This window comes from Burkholderia sp. AW49-1, from assembly GCF_053427845.1.
The window spans coordinates 304,250-325,693 of record NZ_JBSAXF010000002.1 but is presented as its reverse complement, the minus strand read 5'-3'; the positions used below and the strand labels follow the sequence as shown (position 1 = coordinate 325,693).

24 protein-coding genes are annotated in these 21,444 nt (G+C 65.5%); 10 read left to right on the top strand and 14 right to left on the bottom strand.

Translation table 11 applies throughout. The features are described from left to right. Position 1 precedes the first annotated feature (1 nt). Positions 2 to 1,324 (bottom strand): xylose isomerase, encoded by a 1,323-nt coding sequence (xylA, locus tag ACV22W_RS06255; RefSeq protein WP_448018374.1) that lies wholly within the window; start codon positions 1,322 to 1,324, stop codon positions 2 to 4. Between the two features lie 267 nt (positions 1,325 to 1,591). Between xylA and ACV22W_RS06250 the strand changes: the two genes are divergently transcribed. From ACV22W_RS06250 to ACV22W_RS06240, 3 genes are all read left to right on the top strand, one after another. Further along, positions 1,592 to 2,785 carry a XylR family transcriptional regulator gene (locus ACV22W_RS06250; protein WP_448018373.1) on the top strand — a complete coding sequence of 398 codons (1,194 nt, stop codon included), beginning with the start codon at positions 1,592 to 1,594 and terminating at the stop codon, positions 2,783 to 2,785. 27 nt (positions 2,786 to 2,812) lie between these two features. Continuing rightward, on the top strand, positions 2,813 to 3,901 hold the full coding sequence (locus tag ACV22W_RS06245) for an aldose epimerase family protein (RefSeq protein WP_448018372.1): 1,089 nt from the start codon (positions 2,813 to 2,815) through the stop codon (positions 3,899 to 3,901). Positions 3,902 to 4,109: 208 nt separating this feature from the next. After that, on the top strand, positions 4,110 to 4,253 hold the full coding sequence (locus tag ACV22W_RS06240; RefSeq protein ID WP_448018371.1) for a hypothetical protein: 144 nt from the start codon (positions 4,110 to 4,112) through the stop codon (positions 4,251 to 4,253). 153 nt (positions 4,254 to 4,406) lie between these two features. On the opposite strand, the gene ACV22W_RS06235 is transcribed toward ACV22W_RS06240, so the two are convergent. Continuing rightward, positions 4,407 to 4,820 carry a winged helix-turn-helix transcriptional regulator gene (locus tag ACV22W_RS06235; protein WP_448018370.1) on the bottom strand — a complete coding sequence of 138 codons (414 nt, stop codon included), beginning with the start codon at positions 4,818 to 4,820 and terminating at the stop codon, positions 4,407 to 4,409. A 92-nt stretch (positions 4,821 to 4,912) separates the two neighbouring features. On the opposite strand from ACV22W_RS06235, the gene ACV22W_RS06230 reads away from it, so the two are divergent. Beyond that, positions 4,913 to 5,866: an aromatic alcohol reductase gene (locus ACV22W_RS06230; protein ID WP_448018369.1), complete on the top strand. Its 954-nt coding sequence runs from the start codon at positions 4,913 to 4,915 to the stop codon at positions 5,864 to 5,866. Between the two features lie 47 nt (positions 5,867 to 5,913). Here ACV22W_RS06230 and ACV22W_RS06225 read toward each other — a convergent pair whose 3' ends face one another. The 12 genes from ACV22W_RS06225 to ACV22W_RS06170 all read right to left on the bottom strand — a co-directional run bounded on the left by ACV22W_RS06225 (position 5,914) and on the right by ACV22W_RS06170 (position 16,872). After that, positions 5,914 to 6,351 carry an Lrp/AsnC family transcriptional regulator gene (locus tag ACV22W_RS06225; RefSeq protein ID WP_448018368.1) on the bottom strand — a complete coding sequence of 146 codons (438 nt, stop codon included), beginning with the start codon at positions 6,349 to 6,351 and terminating at the stop codon, positions 5,914 to 5,916. Next, positions 6,348 to 7,274, bottom strand: a complete 927-nt coding sequence (locus tag ACV22W_RS06220; RefSeq protein WP_448018367.1) for a homocysteine S-methyltransferase family protein — start codon at positions 7,272 to 7,274, stop codon at positions 6,348 to 6,350. The genes ACV22W_RS06225 and ACV22W_RS06220 overlap by 4 nt, the downstream gene beginning before the upstream one ends. 104 nt (positions 7,275 to 7,378) lie before the next feature. Further along, a complete protein-coding gene (locus ACV22W_RS06215) occupies positions 7,379 to 8,548 on the bottom strand; it encodes a trans-sulfuration enzyme family protein (protein ID WP_448018366.1) in 1,170 nt (389 codons plus the stop codon). Positions 8,549 to 8,592: 44 nt separating this feature from the next. After that, positions 8,593 to 9,288: an ABC transporter permease gene (locus ACV22W_RS06210; protein ID WP_448018365.1), complete on the bottom strand. Its 696-nt coding sequence runs from the start codon at positions 9,286 to 9,288 to the stop codon at positions 8,593 to 8,595. A 13-nt stretch (positions 9,289 to 9,301) separates the two neighbouring features. Continuing rightward, the gene (locus ACV22W_RS06205; RefSeq protein WP_448018364.1) at positions 9,302 to 9,979 is read right to left on the bottom strand and encodes an ABC transporter permease; all 678 of its coding nucleotides are present in this window, start codon (positions 9,977 to 9,979) and stop codon (positions 9,302 to 9,304) included. A 71-nt stretch (positions 9,980 to 10,050) separates the two neighbouring features. Beyond that, complete coding sequence (locus ACV22W_RS06200) at positions 10,051 to 10,830, bottom strand: transporter substrate-binding domain-containing protein (protein ID WP_448018363.1); 780 nt, start codon at positions 10,828 to 10,830, stop codon at positions 10,051 to 10,053. A 30-nt stretch (positions 10,831 to 10,860) separates the two neighbouring features. Further along, entirely contained in the window at positions 10,861 to 11,658 is a 798-nt protein-coding gene (locus ACV22W_RS06195; RefSeq protein WP_448018362.1) for an ABC transporter ATP-binding protein, read from the bottom strand. Between the two features lie 87 nt (positions 11,659 to 11,745). Beyond that, positions 11,746 to 13,176 (bottom strand): aldehyde dehydrogenase family protein, encoded by a 1,431-nt coding sequence (locus ACV22W_RS06190; protein ID WP_448018361.1) that lies wholly within the window; start codon positions 13,174 to 13,176, stop codon positions 11,746 to 11,748. Next, entirely contained in the window at positions 13,173 to 14,252 is a 1,080-nt protein-coding gene (locus ACV22W_RS06185) for a homoserine dehydrogenase (protein WP_448018360.1), read from the bottom strand. The genes ACV22W_RS06190 and ACV22W_RS06185 overlap by 4 nt, the downstream gene beginning before the upstream one ends. A 151-nt stretch (positions 14,253 to 14,403) precedes the next feature. Continuing rightward, a complete protein-coding gene (locus ACV22W_RS06180) occupies positions 14,404 to 14,901 on the bottom strand; it encodes an Lrp/AsnC family transcriptional regulator (protein WP_448018359.1) in 498 nt (165 codons plus the stop codon). A 30-nt stretch (positions 14,902 to 14,931) separates the two neighbouring features. Then, the gene (locus ACV22W_RS06175; RefSeq protein WP_448018358.1) at positions 14,932 to 15,612 is read right to left on the bottom strand and encodes a hypothetical protein; all 681 of its coding nucleotides are present in this window, start codon (positions 15,610 to 15,612) and stop codon (positions 14,932 to 14,934) included. Between the two features lie 339 nt (positions 15,613 to 15,951). Further along, positions 15,952 to 16,872 (bottom strand): LysR family transcriptional regulator, encoded by a 921-nt coding sequence (locus ACV22W_RS06170; protein ID WP_124668312.1) that lies wholly within the window; start codon positions 16,870 to 16,872, stop codon positions 15,952 to 15,954. Positions 16,873 to 16,953: 81 nt separating this feature from the next. On the opposite strand from ACV22W_RS06170, the gene ACV22W_RS06165 reads away from it, so the two are divergent. From ACV22W_RS06165 to aroQ, 6 genes are read left to right on the top strand one after another with little or no spacing between them, the layout of a single operon-like run. Next, a complete protein-coding gene (locus tag ACV22W_RS06165; protein WP_124489184.1) occupies positions 16,954 to 17,904 on the top strand; it encodes a ketopantoate reductase family protein in 951 nt (316 codons plus the stop codon). Continuing rightward, positions 17,901 to 18,293: a VOC family protein gene (locus ACV22W_RS06160; RefSeq protein ID WP_448018357.1), complete on the top strand. Its 393-nt coding sequence runs from the start codon at positions 17,901 to 17,903 to the stop codon at positions 18,291 to 18,293. Before ACV22W_RS06165 ends, ACV22W_RS06160 begins: the two co-directional genes overlap by 4 nt. A gap of 2 nt (positions 18,294 to 18,295) precedes the next feature. Next, positions 18,296 to 18,754, top strand: a complete 459-nt coding sequence (locus tag ACV22W_RS06155; protein WP_448018356.1) for a MaoC family dehydratase — start codon at positions 18,296 to 18,298, stop codon at positions 18,752 to 18,754. After that, positions 18,754 to 19,974 carry a CaiB/BaiF CoA transferase family protein gene (locus ACV22W_RS06150; RefSeq protein ID WP_448018355.1) on the top strand — a complete coding sequence of 407 codons (1,221 nt, stop codon included), beginning with the start codon at positions 18,754 to 18,756 and terminating at the stop codon, positions 19,972 to 19,974. Before ACV22W_RS06155 ends, ACV22W_RS06150 begins: the two co-directional genes overlap by 1 nt. Next, positions 19,974 to 20,807 (top strand): shikimate dehydrogenase, encoded by an 834-nt coding sequence (gene aroE / locus ACV22W_RS06145; RefSeq protein WP_448018354.1) that lies wholly within the window; start codon positions 19,974 to 19,976, stop codon positions 20,805 to 20,807. Before ACV22W_RS06150 ends, aroE begins: the two co-directional genes overlap by 1 nt. A 19-nt stretch (positions 20,808 to 20,826) precedes the next feature. Continuing rightward, positions 20,827 to 21,270, top strand: a complete 444-nt coding sequence (gene aroQ / locus ACV22W_RS06140) for a type II 3-dehydroquinate dehydratase (protein ID WP_448018353.1) — start codon at positions 20,827 to 20,829, stop codon at positions 21,268 to 21,270. Positions 21,271 to 21,444: the final 174 nt, after the last annotated feature.

Below are 21,444 nucleotides of genomic sequence, written 5' to 3'. Positions count from 1 at the left end.
GTCAGCGCAGCCCGTAGATCGCCTGGTTCACGATGTTCTCGAGCCGCTCCTGTGCGCCGCTCACGTGCCGCGGGTCCACGCCGCGCGCGAGCGCGTCGTCCGCGAGCGACTGCAGCGTATAGCCGCCCGACAGGATCTTGCGGCCGAATGCATCGTCCCACTGCGCGTAGCGCTGCCGGCGCAGCGCATCGAGCCGGTCGTTCTCGACCAGTACGGCCGCGCGTTCGAGCGCGAGCGCGAGCACGTCGATCGCGCCGACGTGGCCGTAGAACAGGTCTTCCGGATCGATGCTCTGGCGCCGCACCTTCGCGTCGAAGTTCATCCCGCCCGTCGTGAAGCCGCCATGGCGCAGGATCTCGTAGAACGCGAGCGTCAGTTCCTCGACGCTGTTCGGGAACTGGTCGGTGTCCCAACCGTTCTGCTGGTCGCCGCGGTTCGCGTCGACGCTGCCGAACACGCCGAGTGCGAACGCATTCGCGATCTCGTGATGGAACGAGTGGCCGGCGAGCGTCGCATGATTCGCCTCGATGTTGACGCGTATCTCGTTCTGCAGTCCGTACTGCACGAGGAAGCCGTGCACGGTCGCGACATCGTAGTCGTACTGGTGCTTGGTCGGCTCCTGCGGTTTCGGCTCGATCAGCAACGCACCCTTGAAGCCGATCCGGTGCTTGTGCTCGACCACCATCGACAGGAAGCGCGCGAACTGCTCGCGCTCGCGCTTCAGGTCGGTATTGAGCAGCGTCTCGTACCCTTCGCGGCCGCCCCACAATACGTAGTTCTCGCCGCCGAGCCGGTGCGTCGCGTCGAGCGCATGGCACACCTGGGTCGCGGCCCACGCGAACACGTCGGGATTCGGATTCGTCGCAGCGCCTGCCGCGAAGCGCGGGTGCGAGAACAGGTTCGCCGTGCCCCACAGCAGCCGCACGCCGCTCGCCTGCTGGCGCTCGCCGAGATAGTCGACCATCCGCGCGAAATTGGCCGCGTACTCGCGCAGGCTGTCGCCTTCCGGCGCGACGTCGGTGTCGTGGAACGTATAGAAAGGCGTGCCGAGCTTCGCGAAGAACTCGAATGCCGCATCGGCCTTCATCCGCGCACGTTCGAGCGCGTCGCCCGGCTGCTGCCACGGCCGCCGGAACGCACCCTGCCCGAAGATGTCGTGCCCCGGCCACACGAACGTGTGCCAGTAGCAGACGGCAATCCGGAGATGCTCGGCGAGCGTCTTGCCGAGCACGCGTTTCTCGGGGTCGTAATAGTGGTAAGCCAGCGGGTTGTCCGACTGCGGACCTTCGTAGCGAATCGAGGGAATGTGTTCGAAATACGACATGGCGTCTCCGTGCTGGGTCTTGTTGCAGCGCAACGCACGTCGCGACGACGACGCACGCGGCCGAATCCGGTTGGCTGGATCGTGCCCGCGCGCCTGCCGGCCGGCAATTGCGAAATTGCGCAGCACGCTTAACGTTTCTTGCCAGCCGCTGCGCGCGGCGTGCGTTCCGTCCTACAATCGCCGGACACCAGAGAACCGCGCGGCGCCGCCCGCGCGCCCCCGGAGACAATGGCGAGACGCCCGAGCGGCGGCCGCCCCGAGACCCACATGACCCGTGCCCCTTCCGCCCAGACGCCGCACCGCATCGCGCTGCTGTTCAACGCGAACAAGGTCTACGACCGCGAGATCATCAGCGGTATCGGCCAGTACCTGCACACGACGCGCGTCGTGTGGGACCTGTTCCTCGAAGACGACTTCCGCTGCCGGCTCGCCGGCATCGAACGCTTCGACGGCGACGGCATCATCGCGGACTTCGACGATCCGGCCGTCGCCCACGCGCTCGCCGGCTCGCCGCTGCCGATCGTCGCGGTCGGCTCGTCGTACGAGGATCCGGCGCAGTACCCGGACGGCGTCCCATATATTGCGACGGACAACCCGAAGCTCGTGTCGCTCGCCTATACGCACCTGATCGGCGCGGGGCTCGCGCATTTCGCGATGTACAGCCTGCCGGTCGCGCAGGAGAACCGCTGGGCGCAGCAGCGTGAGCTCGCGTTCGACCGGCTTGCGCGTGCCGACGGGCTCGACGCACCGATCTATCGCGGCGTATCGACGAGCGCATCGGGCTGGAATCACGCGATCGAGCAGCTGATCGGCTGGCTGCATGCGCTGCCGAAGCCCGTCGGCGTGATCGCGGTCACGGATGCGCGCGCGCGGCATCTGCTGCAGGCGTGCCTGCTCGCGGGCATCGCGGTGCCGGAACAGGTCGCGATCATCGGCATCGACAACGATCCGCTCACGCGCACGCTGACGCGCATTCCGCTGTCGTCGGTGATCCAGGGCACCGAGGAAATGGGCCGCACCGCCGCGCACCTGCTGCACCGGATGCTGCGCGGCGCGAGGTTTCCCGGGCAGCGCATCCTCGTGCCGCCGGTCGGCATCAACGTGCTCGAATCGACGCGCCACCAGCCGCTCGCGAGTCCGCACGTGATGCGCGCCCGGCATTTCATCCGGCAGTACGCATGCCAGGGAATCAAGACCGAGCAGGTCGCCGACTATGTCGGCGTGTCGCGCTCGCTGCTCGAGGAACACTTCCGGCGCGAACTGCAGCGCACCGTGCACCAGGAAATCCTGCGTCACAAGATCGAGGCCGCGCAGGCGCTGCTCGCGAGCCGCAATGCGTCGAGCGCGGAAGTCGCGATCCGCTGCGGCTTCACGTCCCTCCAATACATGTACGCGGTGTTCCGCCGCGAACTCGGCTGCACGCCGCGCGAGTACCAGGAACGCGCGGCGTCGACTCACTGAATTCACCGCTCACGAGCGAACCCACACATGCATATCGACACCGACTCCCCCCGCCCGGCATCCGACGCCGGCCGCATTCCGTCCGAACCGTGGGGCACGCTGCCCGGCGGCGACCCGGTGCGGCGCTACACGCTGCGCAACGCGCACGGAATGCGCGTCGTCGTCAGCGATCTCGGCGCGACCGTCGTGTCGTGGCTCGCGCCCGACCGTACCGGGCGCTTCGCCGATATCGTGCTGGCGCACGACACGCCGGCCGAGTACGTCGAATCGGGGGCGTACCTCGGCGCGACGGTCGGTCGCTGGGCCAATCGCATCGCGGACGCGCGCTTCACGCTCGACGGCATCGACTACACGCTCGACCGCAACGAGAACGGCAATCTGCTGCACGGCGGCGCGAGCGGCTTTCATCGCGCGCGCTGGGACGTGATCGACGACCGCGGCGGGCTGACGCTGCGGATCGATTCGCCGGAAGGCGATGCGGGATTCCCCGGCAACGTGAGCGTGCAGGTGCGCTACATGCTCGACGACGATGGCACGCTGACGATCGACTATTCGGCACGAACCGATGCGCCGACCCCGCTGAACCTCACGAATCACAGCTACTTCAACCTGAGCGGACGCGCGGGCAGCGACGTGCGCGGCCACCTGCTGCAGATCGACGCCGACGCGTTCGTCGAAGTCGACGACGCGCTGATCCCGATCGGCACGGCCGACGTGACCGGCACCGCGTTCGATTTCCGGCAGAGCGCACCGGTCGGCGCCCGTCTCGACTGGCCGCATGCGCAGCTCGCGCGCGGGCGCGGCTTCGACCACTGCTACGTGCTGCGCGACCCTGCGCGCGGCGTGCGGCCCGTCGCATCGATCTACGATCCGGAAAGCGGTCGGGAGCTCGCCGTGTCGACGGATCAGCGCGGGCTGCAACTCTATACGGGCAACTATCTGGATGGTGTGCGCGTGGGCGGCGGCATGCCGTGTGTACGACATGCGGCGCTGTGCGTCGAAGCCGGGTTCTATCCGAACCAGGTCAACATGGATGCGTTGCGTGACGAAACCATCGTTCATCCCGGCCAGACGTATCGTCAGACAACCCGGTATCGGGTCGGCATTCGCGGATAGCGGTAGCGCATACATACTCGTCAGCATGCCCGCTTCGAGACGACGAGGTAAATCACGCGAGCCCGTATCGCGAATCGATCCAGGCAGCAGACTACAACCATCGCTCGCGGAGACCCGTCAGGCAAGGCTCCCGCAGTTGCAGATAGCGTCGCCTACCATCGACGCGGATTCGGCTCAGCGGCAATCCATTATCGGGCGCCATGCCCTGATGGCAAAGGAAGGCCTGACCTACAACGAGACCGGCATGTCGAAGAACCTCGGCGCCGGGTTGGCGGACGGACCGCAAGGAGCGCAGCCTCTCGGCGGCATGCAGGAAGAAGCCGCAGATTGCTTGCGCGTCACGCGGACTTGATACCCGTCCCAAGTGCGTTGGCCGCTGACGCGGCCTCTGCCGCATCAGCCACCGGAAAGCAGCGGCAAGCCTCCTCGGGTCCTCATTTGCCGAGGGCGGCCGACGAGCGATGTCAATCACGGTCGAGCCCAAGCGCATCGAAACCCCGGCACGCTATGGGTTTTCGTCGCTGTGTTGTCTGTCGAAATTCTGCCGCGCTTCCCGGAAGCGGTCCGCATTCTCGACGATCCAGGTCCACAACGGAACCATGCGAACGAGCAGGTCCATGCCCGTGTCGGACAGTTCGTACTCGACTCTGGGGGGCATCTCCTCGAAATCGTGACGGAGCACCAAGCCATCACGCTCGAGCTGTCGCAAGGTGCGCGTCAACATACGTTGAGTCACCCCGTGCATGCGCCTGCCGATCTCTGCATGGCGCAGTCTGCCATACACGCCGAGCGTGTGGACGACACCAAGCGACCAACGGCTTCCGGCATGGGCGAGCACCTCCCGCCGCAACCCGTCATCATCGTCTCGCAGGCCGTCACACACGGTCTGCGAATATTTGAGAAGTTCGTCTCGATCCAACTAGTCGGCTCCCAGTATCACGCATGTGCCTTCTTTCATACACGCCCATGCATTGCTAGACTGCCGCAACGCATTCCTTAGTGGGCTACACGATGAACCAAACAGATCCTAACGCAACGTCCCAAAACATTCTCGTGCTCGGTGCCGGCGAACTCGGCCTGCCGGTGCTACGCAATCTTGCGCGCCGGGCGAAGGACGTGGATGGTGCGAAGATCAGCGTGCTACTGCGCGCAAGTGCCGTTGAATCCAGTGCCCCAGCCAAGCGCGATGATATCGCGGAGATTCGAGATCTTGGGATCGAGATCGTCGTCGGCGATCTTGTGAAGAGCTCCATCGATGAGCTCGCCGCCGTATTCGCGCGATATGACGCGGTAATCGGTTGCGCGGGTTATGCAGCCGGAATCGACACGCCAATGAAGTTGGCGCGGGCTGCCTTGCAGGCGCGAATCCCGAGGTACTTCCCATGGCAATTCGGCGTCGATTTCGATGTGATCGGTCGCGGCAGTCCGCAGGACATCTTCGACGCACAGCTGGACGTGCGCGAATTGCTGCGCAGTCAGCACCAGACCGAGTGGGTCATCATCTCGACCGGCATGTTCATGAGCTACCTGTTCGAGCCGGACTTCGGTGTCGTTGACCTGCAGAACGACGCAGTCCACGCGCTGGGCAGCCTCGATACCGCCGTGACGCTGACGACGCCCGATGACATCGGAGCGCTGACTGCCGCGATCGTGTTCGCCCAACCCCGCATCCGGAACGAGATCGTCTATCTGGCCGGCGACACCGTGACTTACGGGGAGGTCGCCGACAAGCTGCAAGCGGCCCTCGGCCGCCCCTTCAGCCGTTCGGAGTGGAGCGTGCAGTACTTGCTGGATGAACTGTCGCGCGACCCGCACAATATGATGCGCAAGTATCGTGCGGCGTTCGCTCAAGGACGGGGTGTTGCATGGGACAAGCGTGGGACGTTCAATCAGCGCCATGCCATTCCGGTCACCGACGTGGCATCGTGGATCGATGCAAACCTTGCTTCGCGCCGCAGCGAGTAATCGCGAATCCAATCTCGCTGAGATCTCGACTCTTTCAAGCGTGTTAGTCAACGCTTGCGTACAACCGAATCGAGCACGAAGCTGGTCGTCATGTTTTGCACACCGTCCATCGCACTGATCATCGCCCAGATGTCGCTGATGCGCTCGTGCGTGGCGGCCTCTATCTGTACGAGCAAATCGACCTCGCCGCTGAGCACCGCGCAATCGCGCACCTCGGCGATCCGCTCGAGTGCGGCCAGCACGTCCGCACCGCGCATCCGGTCCTTGCGGTAAACGAGCATCACCGCGCGCACCGGCACGACATCGTCAGGCAATGCGAGCCGTACCGTATACCCTGCAATGATGTTCAGCGCTTCGAGCCGGTCGATCCGGTTCCGCACCGCCTGCCGGGACAGGCCGATCCTGTCGGCCAATACCGCGAGCGGAATCCGCGCATCGGCACACAACGCGTCGATTATCTTCTGGTCGAGGCCGTCGATCTTCATTCGCCGAACCCGGTGTGCCGGGCGCCGCGTGCATCGACCACGTCGCGCAATGCCGCGATGTGGCCGGGACCGATTCCGCAACACCCGCCGACGATCCGCGCGCCCAGCGCAAGCCACTGCTCCGCCCATCTCGCATAGCCGGGCGGATCGATGTCGCCGCGCAAACCGTGGAGTTCCTCGTTCGCGCGCGCATCGGCGCGCTGTGGCGGAAAAGCATTCGCATAAGCGCCGATCATGAGCGACGTCCCCGTTCGCGCGAGCGTGCGCTGCACCGTCTCGATCGCCGCACCCATCACCTCCGGCTGGCTGCAGTTGAACAGCAGCGCGGTCGCGCGCGCGGACACGGCGGCATCGATCGCTTCGTCGAGTGTCTGTCCCGAACGCAGTGCGGGCGTGGCGCCCGCTTCGTCGTCGTGCAGCGTGAACGAAATCCAGAGCGGCTTCGGATTCTCACCCAGTGCACGCCGGACCGCACCGATTTCGTCGGTCAGGCTCTGCGTCTCGGCCAGCCACAGGTCGACGTACGGATCGAGCCCATCGACGAGCGTCGCCAGAATGGCATCGGCGCGCGCCGCTTCGAACAGGTCGGGTCGGTAAGAACCGCCCGTCGGCGGGAGCGATCCCGCGACGCGCACCGGCCGCCCTGCGCGGTCCGCAGCGTGCCGAGCAAGTTGACCGGCAAGGGCCGCGAGCGCGACTCCGTCGCGACGGAACCGCTCCTCGCCGATATGGAACGGTACGACCGCATAGCTGTTCGCGGTGATCACGTCGGCCCCCGACGCGACGAACGCGTCGTGCGCGAGGCTGACGTAATGCGGCGCTTCCATCAGCGCGAGCGCCGACCATTCCGGCTGTCTGAACGGCGCCCCGATTCGCGCCAGTTCGCGCCCCATGCCACCGTCGAGTACTGTAATGTCATGCATAGTCCCTGCTCCGTCGTTGCAATCCGCGCATCTCGTGCCCGAATCGAATCAAAGGCCGGCGCGACGCGCGTGGGGTGTCGATCGAGCGTGCGCGCCGGGCCGTGTCAGATCTGCTCCAACGCCTGCGAGATATCGCCTTTCAGGTCGTCGATGTGCTCGATGCCGACCGAATAGCGGATGAAATTGAGCGGGATGTCGGCAGCGCGCATTTGCTCCGCCGACATCGTGCCCGCCCACATGGATGCCGTATGGATCGCGAGCGAATCGACGCCGCCGAGATTGCCTGCATTCAGCGGCAAGCGCAGCGCCTCGACAAAGCGCTGCGCTTCGCCGTAGCTTCCTCGCACGCCGAACGCAACCACACCGCCGAAGCCGCGCATCTGCCTGCATGCCAACCCGTGCTGCGGATGGCTGCGCAGACCCGGATAAAACACGCGCTCGATCTTCACGTGCGCTTCGAGGAATTCGGCGAGCGCCTGGGCGTTCGCGTTGATCCTCTCGACGCGCATCGGCAGCGTGCGCAGCCCGCGCAACAGCAGCCACGCGTCCATCGGCGACAGCACCGAGCCGAGCGTGATATGCGTATGCCAGATCTGCTCGGCGAGCACGCGGCTCGTGCAGATCACGCCGCCTGTCAGGTCGTGATGGCCGCCCAGATACTTGGTCGCGCTGTGCACGACGATGTCGACACCGAGCCGATGCGGCTGCTGGTTGATCGGCGATGCGAACGTGTTGTCCGCGAGCGTCAGGATGCCGCGAGCTCTTGCGATTTCAGTGACCGCCGCGATGTCGGTCACGAGCAGCAGCGGATTGACCGGCGACTCGAGCACGATCAGCCGTGTGTTCGGCCGGATCGCCCGATCGAACGCCGCCGCGTCGGTCTGGTCGACGAACGTCACCTCGACGCCGAAGCGGCGCAGCATGTCGTCGAGCAGCTTCGTGGTGCTCATGTAATGACGCGTCTGGCCGACGACGTGATCGCCGGCCTTCACGACACTGAGGATCGCGGTGGCGATCGCGCCCATTCCGGATGCCGTGACGAGCGCGGTCTCGGTGCCCTCGAGCTCCGCCATGATCGCCTTCACGCGCTCGTGAACCGGATTGCCGTAGCGGGTGTAGTTGCGCGGATGCTGCGGCACGCTCGACATCTCCGCGAATTCCTCGCTGCCGGCTGCCTTGAACACCGCCGAATAGTGGATGGCCGGTGCGACCGACTTCTCGTCGGTCACGTCGCGGTCCGCAGCCAGCGCCAGCGTTTCAAGCTTGTATTCCATTTCGTCCTCGGATCGTTCGTTGTGTCGCGTTCATGCGTCGCCCGTCAAGCACGCACGCTGCCCAGATGGCGATTCAACAGACCTTCGACGCGTTTGAGCACGGTCGAAAGCACAGCCGTGATACCGACGTAGACGATGCCTGCCAGCATCAGCGCGTCGGTCGTATAGGTTTCGATCGAGATGCGTCGCGCGACACCGGTCAGGTCGAGCACGGTGATCGTGCTGGCAAGCGCGGTCGACTTCAGCTGCAGCACGATCTCGTTGCCGAGCGTCGGTGCGACGATGCCGATCGCACGCGGCACGATCACGAACCAGGTGAGCATGAAGCGGCTCATCCCGAACGCGAGCGCGGCTTCCTTCTCGCCGGCCGGAACCCCGGCGATCCCGCCCCGGATGTCTTCCGCCATGTAGGCCGCGAGATTGAGCGTCAGCGCACACAACGCGCACGAGAACGATCCGCCGACCAGCAGCCACAAAGGCGACGCACGCACGACCGAAAACTGCGCGAGCCCGTAATACAGCACGAAAATCTGCACCAGCAGCGGCGTGCCGCGAAACACCGACATGAACAGGCGGCTTGGCGTCGACAGCCACCGGCACGCCGACGTACGCGCGACAGCCAGCGGCACCGCGAGCCCGAACGCAAGCGTGCATGACAGCACCAGCAACTCGAGCGTGATCCATATGCCGTGCGCGACGTCCGGGCCGGACTGCGCGATGAGTGAAAGAAAGTCGTTCATCACAAGGCCCTCGTCAGGTGCGTGTTGCGTAACCGCGGCTCGCGATGCGCTCGAGCCACGCGAACACGGGATTCGATGCGGCGAGAAAGCCGAAATAGACGATTCCGACCGTCACGTAGAAGACGAACGGCTGTTTGGTGAACTGCGCGGCGATGTTGGCCTTGCGCAACATGTCCTCGAGCCCGACGATCGACACCAGAGACGTGTCCTTCAGCAAGTTCTGCCACATGTTGTTCAGGCTCGGCAGGCAGATGCGCCACGCCTGCGGCAGGCGCACGTACCACAGTGTCTGCAGGCGTGTCATCCCGTACGCGCGTGCGGCCTCGATCTGTCCGGGCGGGACCGCGATGAATGCGCCGCGGAACATCTCCGACGAGTAGGCGCCGAACACCACGGCGAGCGCGATCACGCCGGCCGAGAACGGGCTGATGACAAAGGCACCATCGAATTGCGCGTTGAGCAGATGCGTCAGCCCGAAGTAGCAGATCAGCAGGATCAGGAACTCGGGAATGCCGCGCAGGAAATTGGTCAGCGCATAGGTCGCATGTCTGAGCCAGCCCAGGCTCGACAGTTTTGCCGATGCTCCCGCGATGCCGAGCAGCATGCCGACGCACAGCGCGGCGACTGCAAGCTCCAGCGTGACGAGCGCGCCGGCCGCGATTTGCGCGCCGTAATTCACCAGAACGTCCATCGTAATATCGCTCCTTGTGAGCCCGGATCGCGCTGGCCGCCCTCCGGCGACCGCGCGGTCCCGATGCGCGGTTATTGCGGCGCGATGCTGAACGGGAAATAGCGCTTGTTGGCCGCGGCGAACGTCCCGTCCGCCTGCACCTGCGCAATGCTCTTGTCGAACAACGCCTTCAGCGGCGCATCACCCTTGCGTACCGCGATCGCCGTACCGTCGCCGAAGATCTCCGCATCGGCGATCGGCTTGCCGACGAAGTCGAATCCTTCCTTCCTGCCGGCCTTCGTCAGCCAGTCGTACGCGACCGTGTTGTCGGCAAATACTGCATCGACGCGCCCGGCCTCGAGATCGAGCCAGGCCTCGTCGAGCGTCTGATAGACCTTCACGTTGATCCCCGACTTGCTCGCCGGCAGGCGGCGGCGCAGATAGGATTCGTGCGTCGACGCCGTCTGAACGCCGATCGTCTTGCCGCGCAGCGTGGCGGCGTTGTCCGTGATGCCCGATCCCTGCTTCGCGACGAGCTGCACGGGTGCCGTCGTGAAAATGCGCGTGAAGTCCACCGACTGCTCGCGCTCCGGCGTCTTCGACATTTGCGCGAGTACGGCATCGATCTGCTTCGCCTTGAGCGCCGGAATCAGCGCATCGAAATCCATCGTCACCCACTGGCACTTGATCTTCATCGTGTCGCACATCTTCTTGCCGATGTCGATCTCCATGCCCTGCAGCTTGCCGGATGCATCCTTGTATTCGAACGGCGCGTAATCGGCGAGCGTGCCGATCCGAACGACCTGCTCGGCATGCGCGATCGATCCGAGCAATGCCGCACCCACGCACAGTGACTGAAGCAGCTTCTTCATGATTTCCCCTCCGGTTGCATTGAATCCGCATCAGATGATGCTGGACAGAAACTTCTGGAAACGCGGCGACTTCTGGCTCGCGAACACCTCATCGGGACTGCCGTCTTCCTCGATTCGTCCCTGGTGGACGAACACGACGCGGTTCGCGACTTCACGCGCGAATCCCATTTCATGCGTGACGACGAGCATCGTGCGGCCCTCCTCGGCCAACGAGCGCATCACTTTCAACACTTCGCCGACCAGCTCGGGATCGAGCGCGGACGTCGGCTCGTCGAACAGCATCACGTCGGGATCGGTCGCGAGCGCACGTGCAATCGCGACGCGCTGCTGCTGGCCGCCCGAGAGCTGGTTCGGATAGTGGTCGCACTTGCCGGCGAGGCCGACCCGTTCGAGCATCGCAACCGCCTTGTCGCGTGCGTCGCGCTTCGGCACACCGAGCACGCGCACCGGCACGAACATCACGTTCTGCAGCACGGTCATGTGCGCCCAGAGATTGAACTGCTGGAACACCATCGCGAGCTTGCGGCGCACGCGCATCACCTGCCGCGCGTCGGCCGCGACGAGCGCGCCGTCGCGGCCCGCCGGCTTCAGCGCGAGCGTTTCGCCGTTCACGCAGATCCGGCCGTGGTCGGGCAATTCCAGCAAGTTGATGCACCTGAGGAACGTACTCTTGCCCGACCCGCTGCTGCCGAGGATCGACACGACCTCGTGATTTCTCGCGGTCAGCGAGATGCCCTTCAGCACCTCGACACCGCCGAACGACTTGTGAATATCCTCGACCACCAGCGCGTCCGCCGCCGGCTTGCATGCAGGAATTGCTGCTGGCATCCTCGACTCCTTCCTCGATACGTTGCTCACCACACCGCTCCGCTCCGGTTCGCGCCGCGCCGGCCCGCCAGGTGCCGGCGCGGCGCATCAGCTCGACAGCCGCCGGTTGCGCCTGAAGCAGACCACCTTCGGCTGCGTCATTTCCGTCATCGCGAACCGAACGCCTTCGCGGCCCAGCGACCCATGCTTGAATCCGCCGAACGGCATGCCGTCGAAGCGGTAATCGGACGAATCGTTGATCATCACGCCGCCTGCCTGCAGGCGCTCGGCCGCGCCGAGCGCCACTTCCAGGCGGTTGGTGAACACGCCTGCATGCAGGCAGCTCTCCGACGCGTTGGCCGCGTCCAACGCCTGCTGCAGGTCGGCGAATTTCTCGATCGTCACGACCGGTGCGAATACCTCGTCGGTCCATACACGCGCGTCATGCGGCACATCCGCGAGTACCGTCGGCTCATACAGCGCCCCGCGCCGACGGTGGCCGGCCAGCACCTTCGCACCCCGCGACACTGCTTCGTCGACCCAGCGTTCGATGCGGCTCGCGTGTTCCTCCCCGATCATCGGACCCATGTCGGTTGCCTCGTCCAGCGGATCGCCGACGACCATCCTGTCGGTCAGTTCGACGAAATACCGGATGAACGGCTCGTACGCGGCCTCGGCGACGAAGATGCGCTGCGTGCCGATGCAGTTCTGTCCGGCTGCCCAGAACGCGCCCGACACGCAGGATTCGGCGGCATCCTTCAGATCGCAGTCGGCCATGACGATCACCGGCGCATTTCCACCCAGGTCCATCGCGACCTTCTTGAGCCCCGCATCGCGCGTGATGGCTTCGCCGGTCTGCGGGCCGCCCGTAAAGGTCACCATGCGGATCCGCCGATCGCGTACCAGAGCGGACGCGATATCCGCGCCGCCGTGCACGATCTGCAGCGCATCGCGCGGCGCACCGGCTTCCCACAGGACCTCGACGAGCGCTTGTGCAGACAGCGGCGCGAGCAACGACGGCTTCAGGATGACCGCATTGCCGGTCGCGATCGCCGGTCCGAGCTTGTGTGCAACGAGGTTCAGTGGGTCGTTGAACGGTGTGATCGCGAGAATCACGCCCAGCGGCTCCAGCGTGTAGTAGCCGCTGCGATCCTCGGAGCCGGGATACCCGTCGAACGGGATCGTCTCGCCGTTGAGCCGCTTCGCTTCCTCCCCCGACAGGCGCAGCGTGTTCACGCAACGCGCGACTTCCTTGCGGGCCTGCCGCAGCGGCTTGCCCGCTTCGAGCGCGATCGTGCGTGCGAATGTCTCCGCTTGTGCCTCCACGCTCGCGGCTGCGCGAAACAGGATGTCGGCCCGCCGGCTGCGCGGCATGGCGGCGGCCGCGCGCGCGCCGTCGAGCGCGCGCTCGACCAGGGCCGGCGCCGCGTCGGCACGCGACAGACGAACCTGACCGACGGTCGAGCCGTCATACGGCGAACGGACATCGGCTACGCCGGCGCCCGTGCAGTCGCTCATCACCGCATCGCGCGCGCTCATGCGGCCACCTCGTGCGAGGCTGCGCCAATCCTGTCCGCCAGCTCGATCAGATCGGAGAGGATCGCAAACGCCGTTTCCTCGCGCCCCGCGCCGGGCCCGCTGATCGTCACCTCGCCGAGCACGTCGGTGTCGAACGTGATCGCGTTCGTCACGCCGCTCGCGGCAAGCAGCGGATGGCCGGCCGGCAGCTTGCGCGGCTCGACGCTCGCGGTGACTGTGCCGTCCGGATGGCGGGTGGCAGAGCCGATCAGCCGCCACGACATGCGCTGCGCCGCCGCCGCGCGCACGTCGTCCTCGGTCAATTCCACGATGCCGCGGCACGTCACGTCGCCACGCTTGAGGCCGGCATTCCACAGCGCGTTCGCGAGAATGACGACTTTCAGCTGTACGTCCGAACCGTTGACGTCGGCCGCCGGGTTCGCCTCCGCATAGCCGCGCTGCTGCGCATCCCGGATCGCCGCCTCGAAGCTCGCGCCGGCCTCGACCTCGCCGAGCACGTAATTCGACGTACCATTCAGGATGCCGGCGAAGCCGTTGATGTCGCAGCCGCGCAGCGACGTCGCGAGCTGCCGCAGCACCGGCGTGCCGCTCATCACCGTGCCCTCGTACATCACACATGCGCCCGACTGCGCGGCGATCCGCGCCAGTGCCGGCTGCGCGAGGGCGATCGGCCCCTTGTTGGTCGTGATCACGTGCTTGCCGCATTCGAGCGCGGTACGGCAATGCGACAGCGCAGGCTCACCGGTGTTCGGGTCGGTGAAGGTCGCCTCGATGACGACGTCCACGTGATCCGACGCGATGGCCTTCAGCATGGCACCGAGGCCGACGTCCGGCGACACCAGCGTGCCGGGATCGCGACGCAGCGCTTCGGCATCGACGCCCCGCCGAGCGGTGTCGTCGAGGACGTCCAGCGCGATGCCGCGGGGATTCGTCGCGATCCCGAGCCGCAGGTCGGCGACCATCGTCACCGACACGTCGAGTCCCGCCGCACCAAGCATCGCGCGCTTCTTCCTGAGCAGTTCGACCAGTCCCTGATTGACTCCGCCGAAACCGACCAGTGCCAGTTTGAGTTCCATCTCGATCATCTCCTGTTCATTGACTACAGGACACAGGTTAGTGATGCGAATCGATTTTCAAATTATGCGTTTCGCCCGATTCAAGCCGTCACCCGTTGCGGTTTGTCATGCGGGACGGGCGGATCGCCCGTCCCCGCGCGAAGCAAGCACGTCAGGTGCCCGGCAATCCGTCGTCGCCGTCCTTGTCGACCGGCACGAACAGCCCGACCTTGACCGCGCTCAGCACGACGTTCGTGTTGATCCGGCGGATCATCGGATTGCTCTGCATGATCCGCGCGGACAGCCGGTCGTACGCCTCGACGTCGTGCGCGGTGATGATCGCAATCAGGTCGACGGATCCGGTCACGTAGTAGATCTGCTGGATTTCGTCATGTGCCTTCGACCACTCGCGGAACCTGGCGACCGTCTCGTAGTTTTCGCGTTCTATCTCGATCGCCGCGATGAACGTCATCGGCCTGCCGACCGCCGCGCGATCGACCACCGCGATTTCCGCGGAAATGATCTTCTCGGTGCGCATGCGCTTCAGCCGCTTCTGCACGGCCGACGTGGACAGACCGATCCGTTCGGCGATGGCATCCGCTGTCGCGGTGCAGTCGCGCTGGACGATATTCAGGATCTTGCGGTCGAAGGAGTCGAGTGCGTCGGTCATTGCGTGGCCTGTCGGAGAACGGGGCTTGCGTCAAAGATAGAAAGGTCGGGCCGATCTGAGCCCGACCAGATGCCGGACACGGTCGAATGCGGTGACAAGCGTTTCGCGCCAATGCGCCGCCGGCCCGAAGACGCGTACCGGTGCGAAATGGATCGTATCGACACCTGCGGGAATACGGAACGGACGTTCGATGCCATCGTCCGATTCGGTCACGAGCGCGGTGCCGTCGACTTCGGTCAGGCTCATCAGCAGATGGGCCTGTGCAGCCGCACCGAGCAGGTCACGCAGCGGCGACTCGGTCGCGGACAACTGCTCGAGCAGCGGCAATTCGTACGCGCCGGGCCACCAGGTGTCGTGCTCGTCGAGCCAGGGGCCGACACCCGGCATTCCGACCATCTCGAGGACCCGATCCACGCCGAGATGCGCATAGGCACGACACCGGCCAACCCCGTCGGTCGAAGAACGCGCCAGCCAGCCGCCGGCGCTCGGGACAGAGTCCGTCAACACGACGTTCGCAGGCTTCAATCGGCCGAGCATTTCAGCCGTGCTTGCCATCGACCGGTGCCCTTCGCGGGACATCCGTTCGTGATCCGGGACGATCCTGCACACCCACTTGGGACCATCCTGCAAGGCGGCGGGAACGTCGCCGGCCCGAACTTGAGCGGTCCGCCTGCGGGCGTGTTCAACGATGACGAATGGCGTGTCCGGCATACAACTCTCTCGTGCTTGCGGGGCCGCGTCACTGCAATGCTGACGCGCTTCATGGATTTGCCGACCGATGTTGGGGCTGGAGAAATCATATCGCCTCGATGCGACTAAAAAAATCTCAACCGCGTTGTCTACCGCCGTCAAACATCGAAAAACACCGATTACAGGATGTTTTTCATCCAATCAAACGCGCGGCGGGTTCGGTCGCATGCGTGCAGGCGGGCCTTGCATGCCGGTGGCATACGTCATTCGAGCCCCGCAAGTTCGAATCCGCGCCTGCCGTTCGCCGGAGGTCGGCGACGCGGGAAGTCCGGCGTCTGTCGCACGCGCCAAAGCCGCGGGTCAATGCGATGCGCCGAAAAGTTGAATCACGACGCCGCGCAGCCATCGATTGCCGGCCTCGTGGTGATAGCGTGCATGCCAATGCTGCCGCACGGCAAACCCGTCGACCGGAATCGGACACGCATGAACTGCCAGATCGCTCGCCTGAGCCAGTGTCTGGCCGATATGACGGGGTAGCGTCGTAATCAGGTCGGTCGTCTGAACGATCGCCCCCAAACCCAGAAAACCCGGCAACTCCAGCACGACATCGCGCTCGATGCGCGCCTGTCGCAGCGCCTGCTCGAGGAGTTGCGCGCCCGTCCCCGCCGTTATGGCGACATGTCCTTCCGATCGATACTGTCTTGCCCCGAGGCGGCCGCGAATCCTCGGATGATGCCGGTTGGCCAGGCAGACCCAGTCCTGGTCGTACAGCTTCTGCTGGTAAATGCCGCCGCCCAGCCATGGCACGTAGCCGATCGCAAGATCGGCTTCGCCGGATTCGAGCGCGCGCTCCGTATTGCCGTCGATCCGGGCGGCCTCCAGCCGGACGCCGGGCGCCTGCGCCCGGACATGGGCCAGCAGCCGCGGGAGCAGCGTGATGTGGCTCGCGTCGGTCATGCAGATGCGAAACCGTCGCTGGGCCGTCGCGGGATCGAACGCAATCTCCCACGCGGTGAAGCGCCGCAGGGATTCGAGAATTTCCCGGCATGGCCCGATCAGCGCGTCGGCTTGCGGTGTCGGCGCCATGCCGCCGGGTGTCCGGATGAAGAGCGGATCGTGCAGATGTTCCCGCAAGTGTCCGAGCCAGATGCTGACCGTCGGCTGGCTCTGGCCCAGTTGCTCGGCGACGCGCGTGACGCTGCGCACGTCGTACAGGAGATCGAAAAGCTGAAGCAGCTTCAGGTCGGGCAGGTCGGCAGGCATCGTGGCGTTATTGTCCATGGCAATGACACCATTGTATCCATTGCATTGTCGGCATGAGCGGCGGCTCCTATCGTGATGCCATACGTCAAGGAGACACCATTGAAAATAGCAATTCTGGGCGCGGGCGCACTGGGCTGCGCGATCGGCGCCACTCTTACCCAAGGCGGCCACGAGACCTGGCTGATCGACCGCTCGCCTGCACACGTCGATGCGATGCGCCGTGACGGCCTGCGCGTCGACGACGCCGGGGGCACCCGCCACGTACGCGTCCACGCGACGACCCAGGCTGCCGATGTCGGCGTGGCCGACCTGGTGGTGGTGCTGGTCAAGTCGTTCCACACCGACGCGGCCATCCGCGGCGCCCAATCGCTGGTGGGGCCGGATACCACGGTGCTGTCGCTGCAGAACGGCCTCGGACACGAGGACATCCTGATCGACGTCGTCGGCCGCGAGCGCGTCCTCGCGGGCAAGACCTACGTCGGCGGCGTGCTGCGCGGCGCGGGTCATATCGAATCCGGCGTGATCGGCAAGTACACCTATATCGGCGAACTCGACGGGCGCATCACACCGCGCGTGCAGGCGATCGCCGCGGCGTTCGATGCCGCCGGCCTCGCCACGACGATCAGCGACAACATCGTCGGCACGATGTGGGACAAGCTGCTGGTGAACGTCGCGACGGGCGCGCTGACGGGGCTGACCGGCCTCACCTACGGGCAGCTTTACGACGAGCCGCTGCTGAAGGCGACGTCGCTCGCGGCCGTGGCCGAGGCAATCGCGGCGGCGCAGGCAGCCGGCGTCAAGCTGTCGATGACCGATCCCGAACAGGCCTGGACGCTCGCCGCCGAGGGGCTGCCCGCGTCCTTCAAGACGTCGATGCTGCAAAGCCTGGAGAAGGGCTCGATCACCGAGATCGACTTCATCAATGGTTCGGTCGTGCGCTGGGGACAGCGCTACGGCGTACCGACCCCGGTCAATGCGACGCTCGTCGCCTGCATCAAGGGACTGGAGCGCGCGATGGCCGACCGCCAACGGCAGGAGGCCGCCGCATGAATGCCACGAAAGCCTATCTCGAACACGTTGCGATCTGGGTGAAGGACATCCGCTGGCACATCCGCTTCTTCGAGGACGTGCTCGGCATGACCCTGCGCGAAGTGGACGGCACGCTCGACGCGCCGCGGCAGTACTGGACGCTCGGCGGCATGCAGCTCATCCACGCGCCGGAACACGATGGTCCGGAAGGCCGGCTCGCCCATCTCGGCGTGATGTGCGAAGACCTGGAAGCCGCGCTGGCCGCGGCGCAACGGTTCGGTGTGACGGAAATGCCACAGGGGCGGAACTGGCTTCGCCTGCCCGACGGGCTTGCCGTCGAACTGATCCAGGCCAGACCAGCTTCCTGCGTCGCGCAGGCGCTGGCCATCAACCCGCGCGCGGAGGCGTGACCATGACGATCGTCGAGAAATACTGGGACGACGCCCGCGAGGGTGACACGTGCACGAGCCCGAGCTACACCGTGACAAAGGAGCGCATTCTCGCGTACGCCGACCTCACCGGCGACCATACGCCCGTCCATGTGGACGAGGCATACGCGAACGCGAGCCATTTCGGGTGCCTCGTCGCGCACGGGCTGTTCGGCTTGTCCATCGCCGACGGCCTGAAGACGCAGAGCGACTATCGCTTTCTGCCTGGCATGTCGCTCGGCTGGACGTGGGATTTTCTGCTCCCGATCAAGGTCGGCGACGTGCTGCACGTGAAGTTCCGCGTCGGCTCGATGCGGGCCAGCAAGAGTCGCCCGGATTGGGGCATCGTCGTGCTGCCGTCGGAGCTGATCAATCAGGACGGACAGGTCGTTCAACGCGGCGAGCATCGTCTGATGGTGCCGCGCCGCCCGGAGGCACTGTGATGCAGGCTCGCCCACTCGAAGGCATTCGCGTCGTCGACTACAGCCACTTCCTCGCCGGGCCGTATGTCGGGCGCTGTCTCGCGGCGCTCGGCGCCGAAGTCATCAAGGTCGAGCGTCCCGGATCGGGCGACGCCGGACGCCAGCACGCGACCGTGCTCGACGACCAGCAAAGCGGCTACTTCCTGCAGCTCAACATGGGCAAGCGCGGCGTGAGCGTCAACATGAAGGACGCGCGCGGCAAGGCATTCATGCAGCGCCTGTGCGACTCCGCCGACGTGTTCATCGAGAATTATCGGCCGGGTGCACTGGACAAGCTCGGGCTCGGCTATGCCGAATTGTCGGCGCGCAATCCGGGGCTCGTCTACTGCTCGATTTCGGCGTATGGGCACACCGGCCCCGATGCGCATCGCGCAGGCTTCGGGCTGATCGCCGAAGCCAAGAGCGGAATCATGCAAATGGTAGGCACGCCGGGCGAACGGCCACCGCTGCTGCGCATCTCGCTCGGCGACATGTACACCGGCATCCACGCCGTCGCCGCCATCAACGCCGCGCTGCTGGGGCGCGTGAAGAGCGGCCGCGGGCAACAAATCGACATGGCGCTGTACGACACGCTGGTATCGATGCACGAATATGCGGTGCAGTGCTACACGCTGCAGGGCGTGCTGCCCGAGCAGACCGGACACGACATGCCTACCTCGACGCTCTACGGCGTATTCCGTGCCGCGGACGGCGATCTCGTGATCGCCGCGCAAGTCGACGACGCGTGGAAACGCTTCGCCGATCTGATCGCGACGCACGGCGGCCCGGCGGACTTCGGCGCCGACATACGGTTTCACGACAGCACCGGCCGCAACGCGCACCGCGCGGAAATTCTGTCGGTGGTCGAGCCGTGGGTGGCCGCGCGTTCCGTCGCGTCGGTCCTCGAACTGCTGGACGGCATCGACGTTCCGTGCGCGAAGGTGCAACGCATCGACGAGGTATTGGACGATCCGCAGATCCAGGCAAGAGGCATGGTCGTCGAGCAACAGCATCCGCGCTACGGCACGCTGCGCCTGCCGAACCTGCCGTTCCGGTTTTCTGGTTGCGATACGACGATTCGCGACGTCGCGCCCGATCTCGGGCAGCACAACGCGGAAGTCGCACGCTCCCTTGGGTTCGATTCGGCCGAAATCGACGCGATGCAGGCCGACGGCGTCCTCTATTCAAAAGCGAGCCAATGATGACCGACCAATACGCGGTGATCGGCAATCCGATCGGGCACACGAAATCCCCACTGATTCACGGTCTCTTCGCGCAGGAGGCGCGGCAGGACATGACCTATACGGCCATCGAGGGACCCGTCGAGCCGACAGGCGCTTTCGCCGACGTGGTTCGTGCGTTTTTCGAGGGTGGCGGCAAGGGCATCAACGTCACTGCGCCGTTCAAGCTCGACGCATTCGCGATGTCGGACGAACGCAGCGAGCGGGCGCAGCTCGCGGGCGCGGCCAACGCGCTCAAGTTCGACGACGGCCGGATTCTGGCGGACAACTTCGACGGCATCGGCCTGGTTCGCGACATCGAAGCGAACCTCGATCTGCCGATGGCCGGCAAGCGCGTCCTGGTGCTCGGTGCAGGCGGTGCGGCACGCGGCGCGCTCTTGCCGTTCCTCGAAGCCGGACCGGCTGAGCTGGTCATCGCGAATCGCGACGTCGACAAGGCGCACGCACTGGCCGCGCAGGTTGCCGGACGCGGTCCGCTCGTCGCCGGCGGCTACGCCGATCTTTCACGGATGGGGCGTTTCGACCTGGTCGTCAATGCGACATCGGCCAGCCTGACCGGCGACTTGCCGCCGGTGCCGCCGAGCGTGTTCAGTCCGACCGGCACGGCCTACGAACTGGCATACGGCAAGCGTCTGACGCCGTTTCTGCGGCTCGCGAAAAACGCTGGCGTACACGGGATCGCGGACGGCGTCGGCATGCTGGTCGAACAGGCGGCCGAGGCGTTCGCGTGGTGGCGCGGCGTGCGTCCCGAGACCCCTTCGGTGATCGATCGGCTGGCCGTGCCCTTTGATTGAACACGCAGTGGAGATTCGCATGAAGAAGATCCTGATGCTGCACGGCATCAACCACAACATGTTCGGCAAGCGCGACCCGGCGCAGTACGGGACGATCACGCTCGCGCAGATCGATGCACGGCTGCAGGCGCTGGCGGAGGAACTGGGTGTACAGGTGGACGCGTTCCAGACGAACAGCGAAGGCGCGATGTGCGAGCGCATTCATCGCGCCTTCGAGGAAGGCCAGGATGCGGTGCTGATCAACGCGGGCGCATGGACGCACTACAGCTACGGCATTCGCGATGCCCTTGCCATCCTCACGTGCCCGATCGTCGAACTGCACATGTCCAACATCCATGCACGCGAGCCGTTCCGGCATCACTCCGTCCTGGCCGAGATCGTCAGCGGGCAAATTTGCGGTTTCGGTGTCGAAAGCTATCTGCTGGCGCTGCGGGCCGCGGTCTCGGCGCTCCGCGAGGCATAAGCCGATGCCCGCATCGGCTGCCGATGCGGGCCCCACGCACATGCGCAACCGTTCCCGCGTACACAGCCCTGCGCACCGCGGTTGTTCGCCGTGCGTCGTATCGATGGGCCTCGGTCAGGTCACACAACGGAGTCGATACATCGGGCAGTGACGACTCCCCGCACCACCCGCGTT

What these genes read in the sequence shown, in the direction of transcription:
- ACV22W_RS06250 (WP_448018373.1), top strand. Translation starts at nt 1,592, where the DNA reads ATGACCCGTGCCCCTTCCGCCCAGACGCCGCACCGCATCGCGCTGCTG.
- ACV22W_RS06215 (WP_448018366.1), bottom strand. Translation starts at nt 8,548, where the DNA reads ATGGAATACAAGCTTGAAACGCTGGCGCTGGCTGCGGACCGCGACGTG.
- ACV22W_RS06180 (WP_448018359.1), bottom strand. Translation starts at nt 14,901, where the DNA reads ATGACCGACGCACTCGACTCCTTCGACCGCAAGATCCTGAATATCGTC.
- ACV22W_RS06170 (WP_124668312.1), bottom strand. Translation starts at nt 16,872, where the DNA reads ATGGACAATAACGCCACGATGCCTGCCGACCTGCCCGACCTGAAGCTG.
- ACV22W_RS06175 (WP_448018358.1), bottom strand. Translation starts at nt 15,612, where the DNA reads ATGCCGGACACGCCATTCGTCATCGTTGAACACGCCCGCAGGCGGACC.
- ACV22W_RS06160 (WP_448018357.1), top strand. Translation starts at nt 17,901, where the DNA reads ATGAATGCCACGAAAGCCTATCTCGAACACGTTGCGATCTGGGTGAAG.
- ACV22W_RS06225 (WP_448018368.1), bottom strand. Translation starts at nt 6,351, where the DNA reads ATGAAGATCGACGGCCTCGACCAGAAGATAATCGACGCGTTGTGTGCC.
- ACV22W_RS06150 (WP_448018355.1), top strand. Translation starts at nt 18,754, where the DNA reads ATGCAGGCTCGCCCACTCGAAGGCATTCGCGTCGTCGACTACAGCCAC.
- ACV22W_RS06200 (WP_448018363.1), bottom strand. Translation starts at nt 10,830, where the DNA reads ATGAAGAAGCTGCTTCAGTCACTGTGCGTGGGTGCGGCATTGCTCGGA.
- ACV22W_RS06210 (WP_448018365.1), bottom strand. Translation starts at nt 9,288, where the DNA reads ATGAACGACTTTCTTTCACTCATCGCGCAGTCCGGCCCGGACGTCGCG.
- ACV22W_RS06230 (WP_448018369.1), top strand. Translation starts at nt 4,913, where the DNA reads ATGAACCAAACAGATCCTAACGCAACGTCCCAAAACATTCTCGTGCTC.
- aroE (WP_448018354.1), top strand. Translation starts at nt 19,974, where the DNA reads ATGACCGACCAATACGCGGTGATCGGCAATCCGATCGGGCACACGAAA.
- ACV22W_RS06185 (WP_448018360.1), bottom strand. Translation starts at nt 14,252, where the DNA reads ATGGAACTCAAACTGGCACTGGTCGGTTTCGGCGGAGTCAATCAGGGA.
- ACV22W_RS06195 (WP_448018362.1), bottom strand. Translation starts at nt 11,658, where the DNA reads ATGCCAGCAGCAATTCCTGCATGCAAGCCGGCGGCGGACGCGCTGGTG.
- ACV22W_RS06240 (WP_448018371.1), top strand. Translation starts at nt 4,110, where the DNA reads ATGGCAAAGGAAGGCCTGACCTACAACGAGACCGGCATGTCGAAGAAC.
- aroQ (WP_448018353.1), top strand. Translation starts at nt 20,827, where the DNA reads ATGAAGAAGATCCTGATGCTGCACGGCATCAACCACAACATGTTCGGC.
- ACV22W_RS06190 (WP_448018361.1), bottom strand. Translation starts at nt 13,176, where the DNA reads ATGAGCGCGCGCGATGCGGTGATGAGCGACTGCACGGGCGCCGGCGTA.
- xylA (WP_448018374.1), bottom strand. Translation starts at nt 1,324, where the DNA reads ATGTCGTATTTCGAACACATTCCCTCGATTCGCTACGAAGGTCCGCAG.
- ACV22W_RS06155 (WP_448018356.1), top strand. Translation starts at nt 18,296, where the DNA reads ATGACGATCGTCGAGAAATACTGGGACGACGCCCGCGAGGGTGACACG.
- ACV22W_RS06205 (WP_448018364.1), bottom strand. Translation starts at nt 9,979, where the DNA reads ATGGACGTTCTGGTGAATTACGGCGCGCAAATCGCGGCCGGCGCGCTC.
- ACV22W_RS06220 (WP_448018367.1), bottom strand. Translation starts at nt 7,274, where the DNA reads ATGCATGACATTACAGTACTCGACGGTGGCATGGGGCGCGAACTGGCG.
- ACV22W_RS06245 (WP_448018372.1), top strand. Translation starts at nt 2,813, where the DNA reads ATGCATATCGACACCGACTCCCCCCGCCCGGCATCCGACGCCGGCCGC.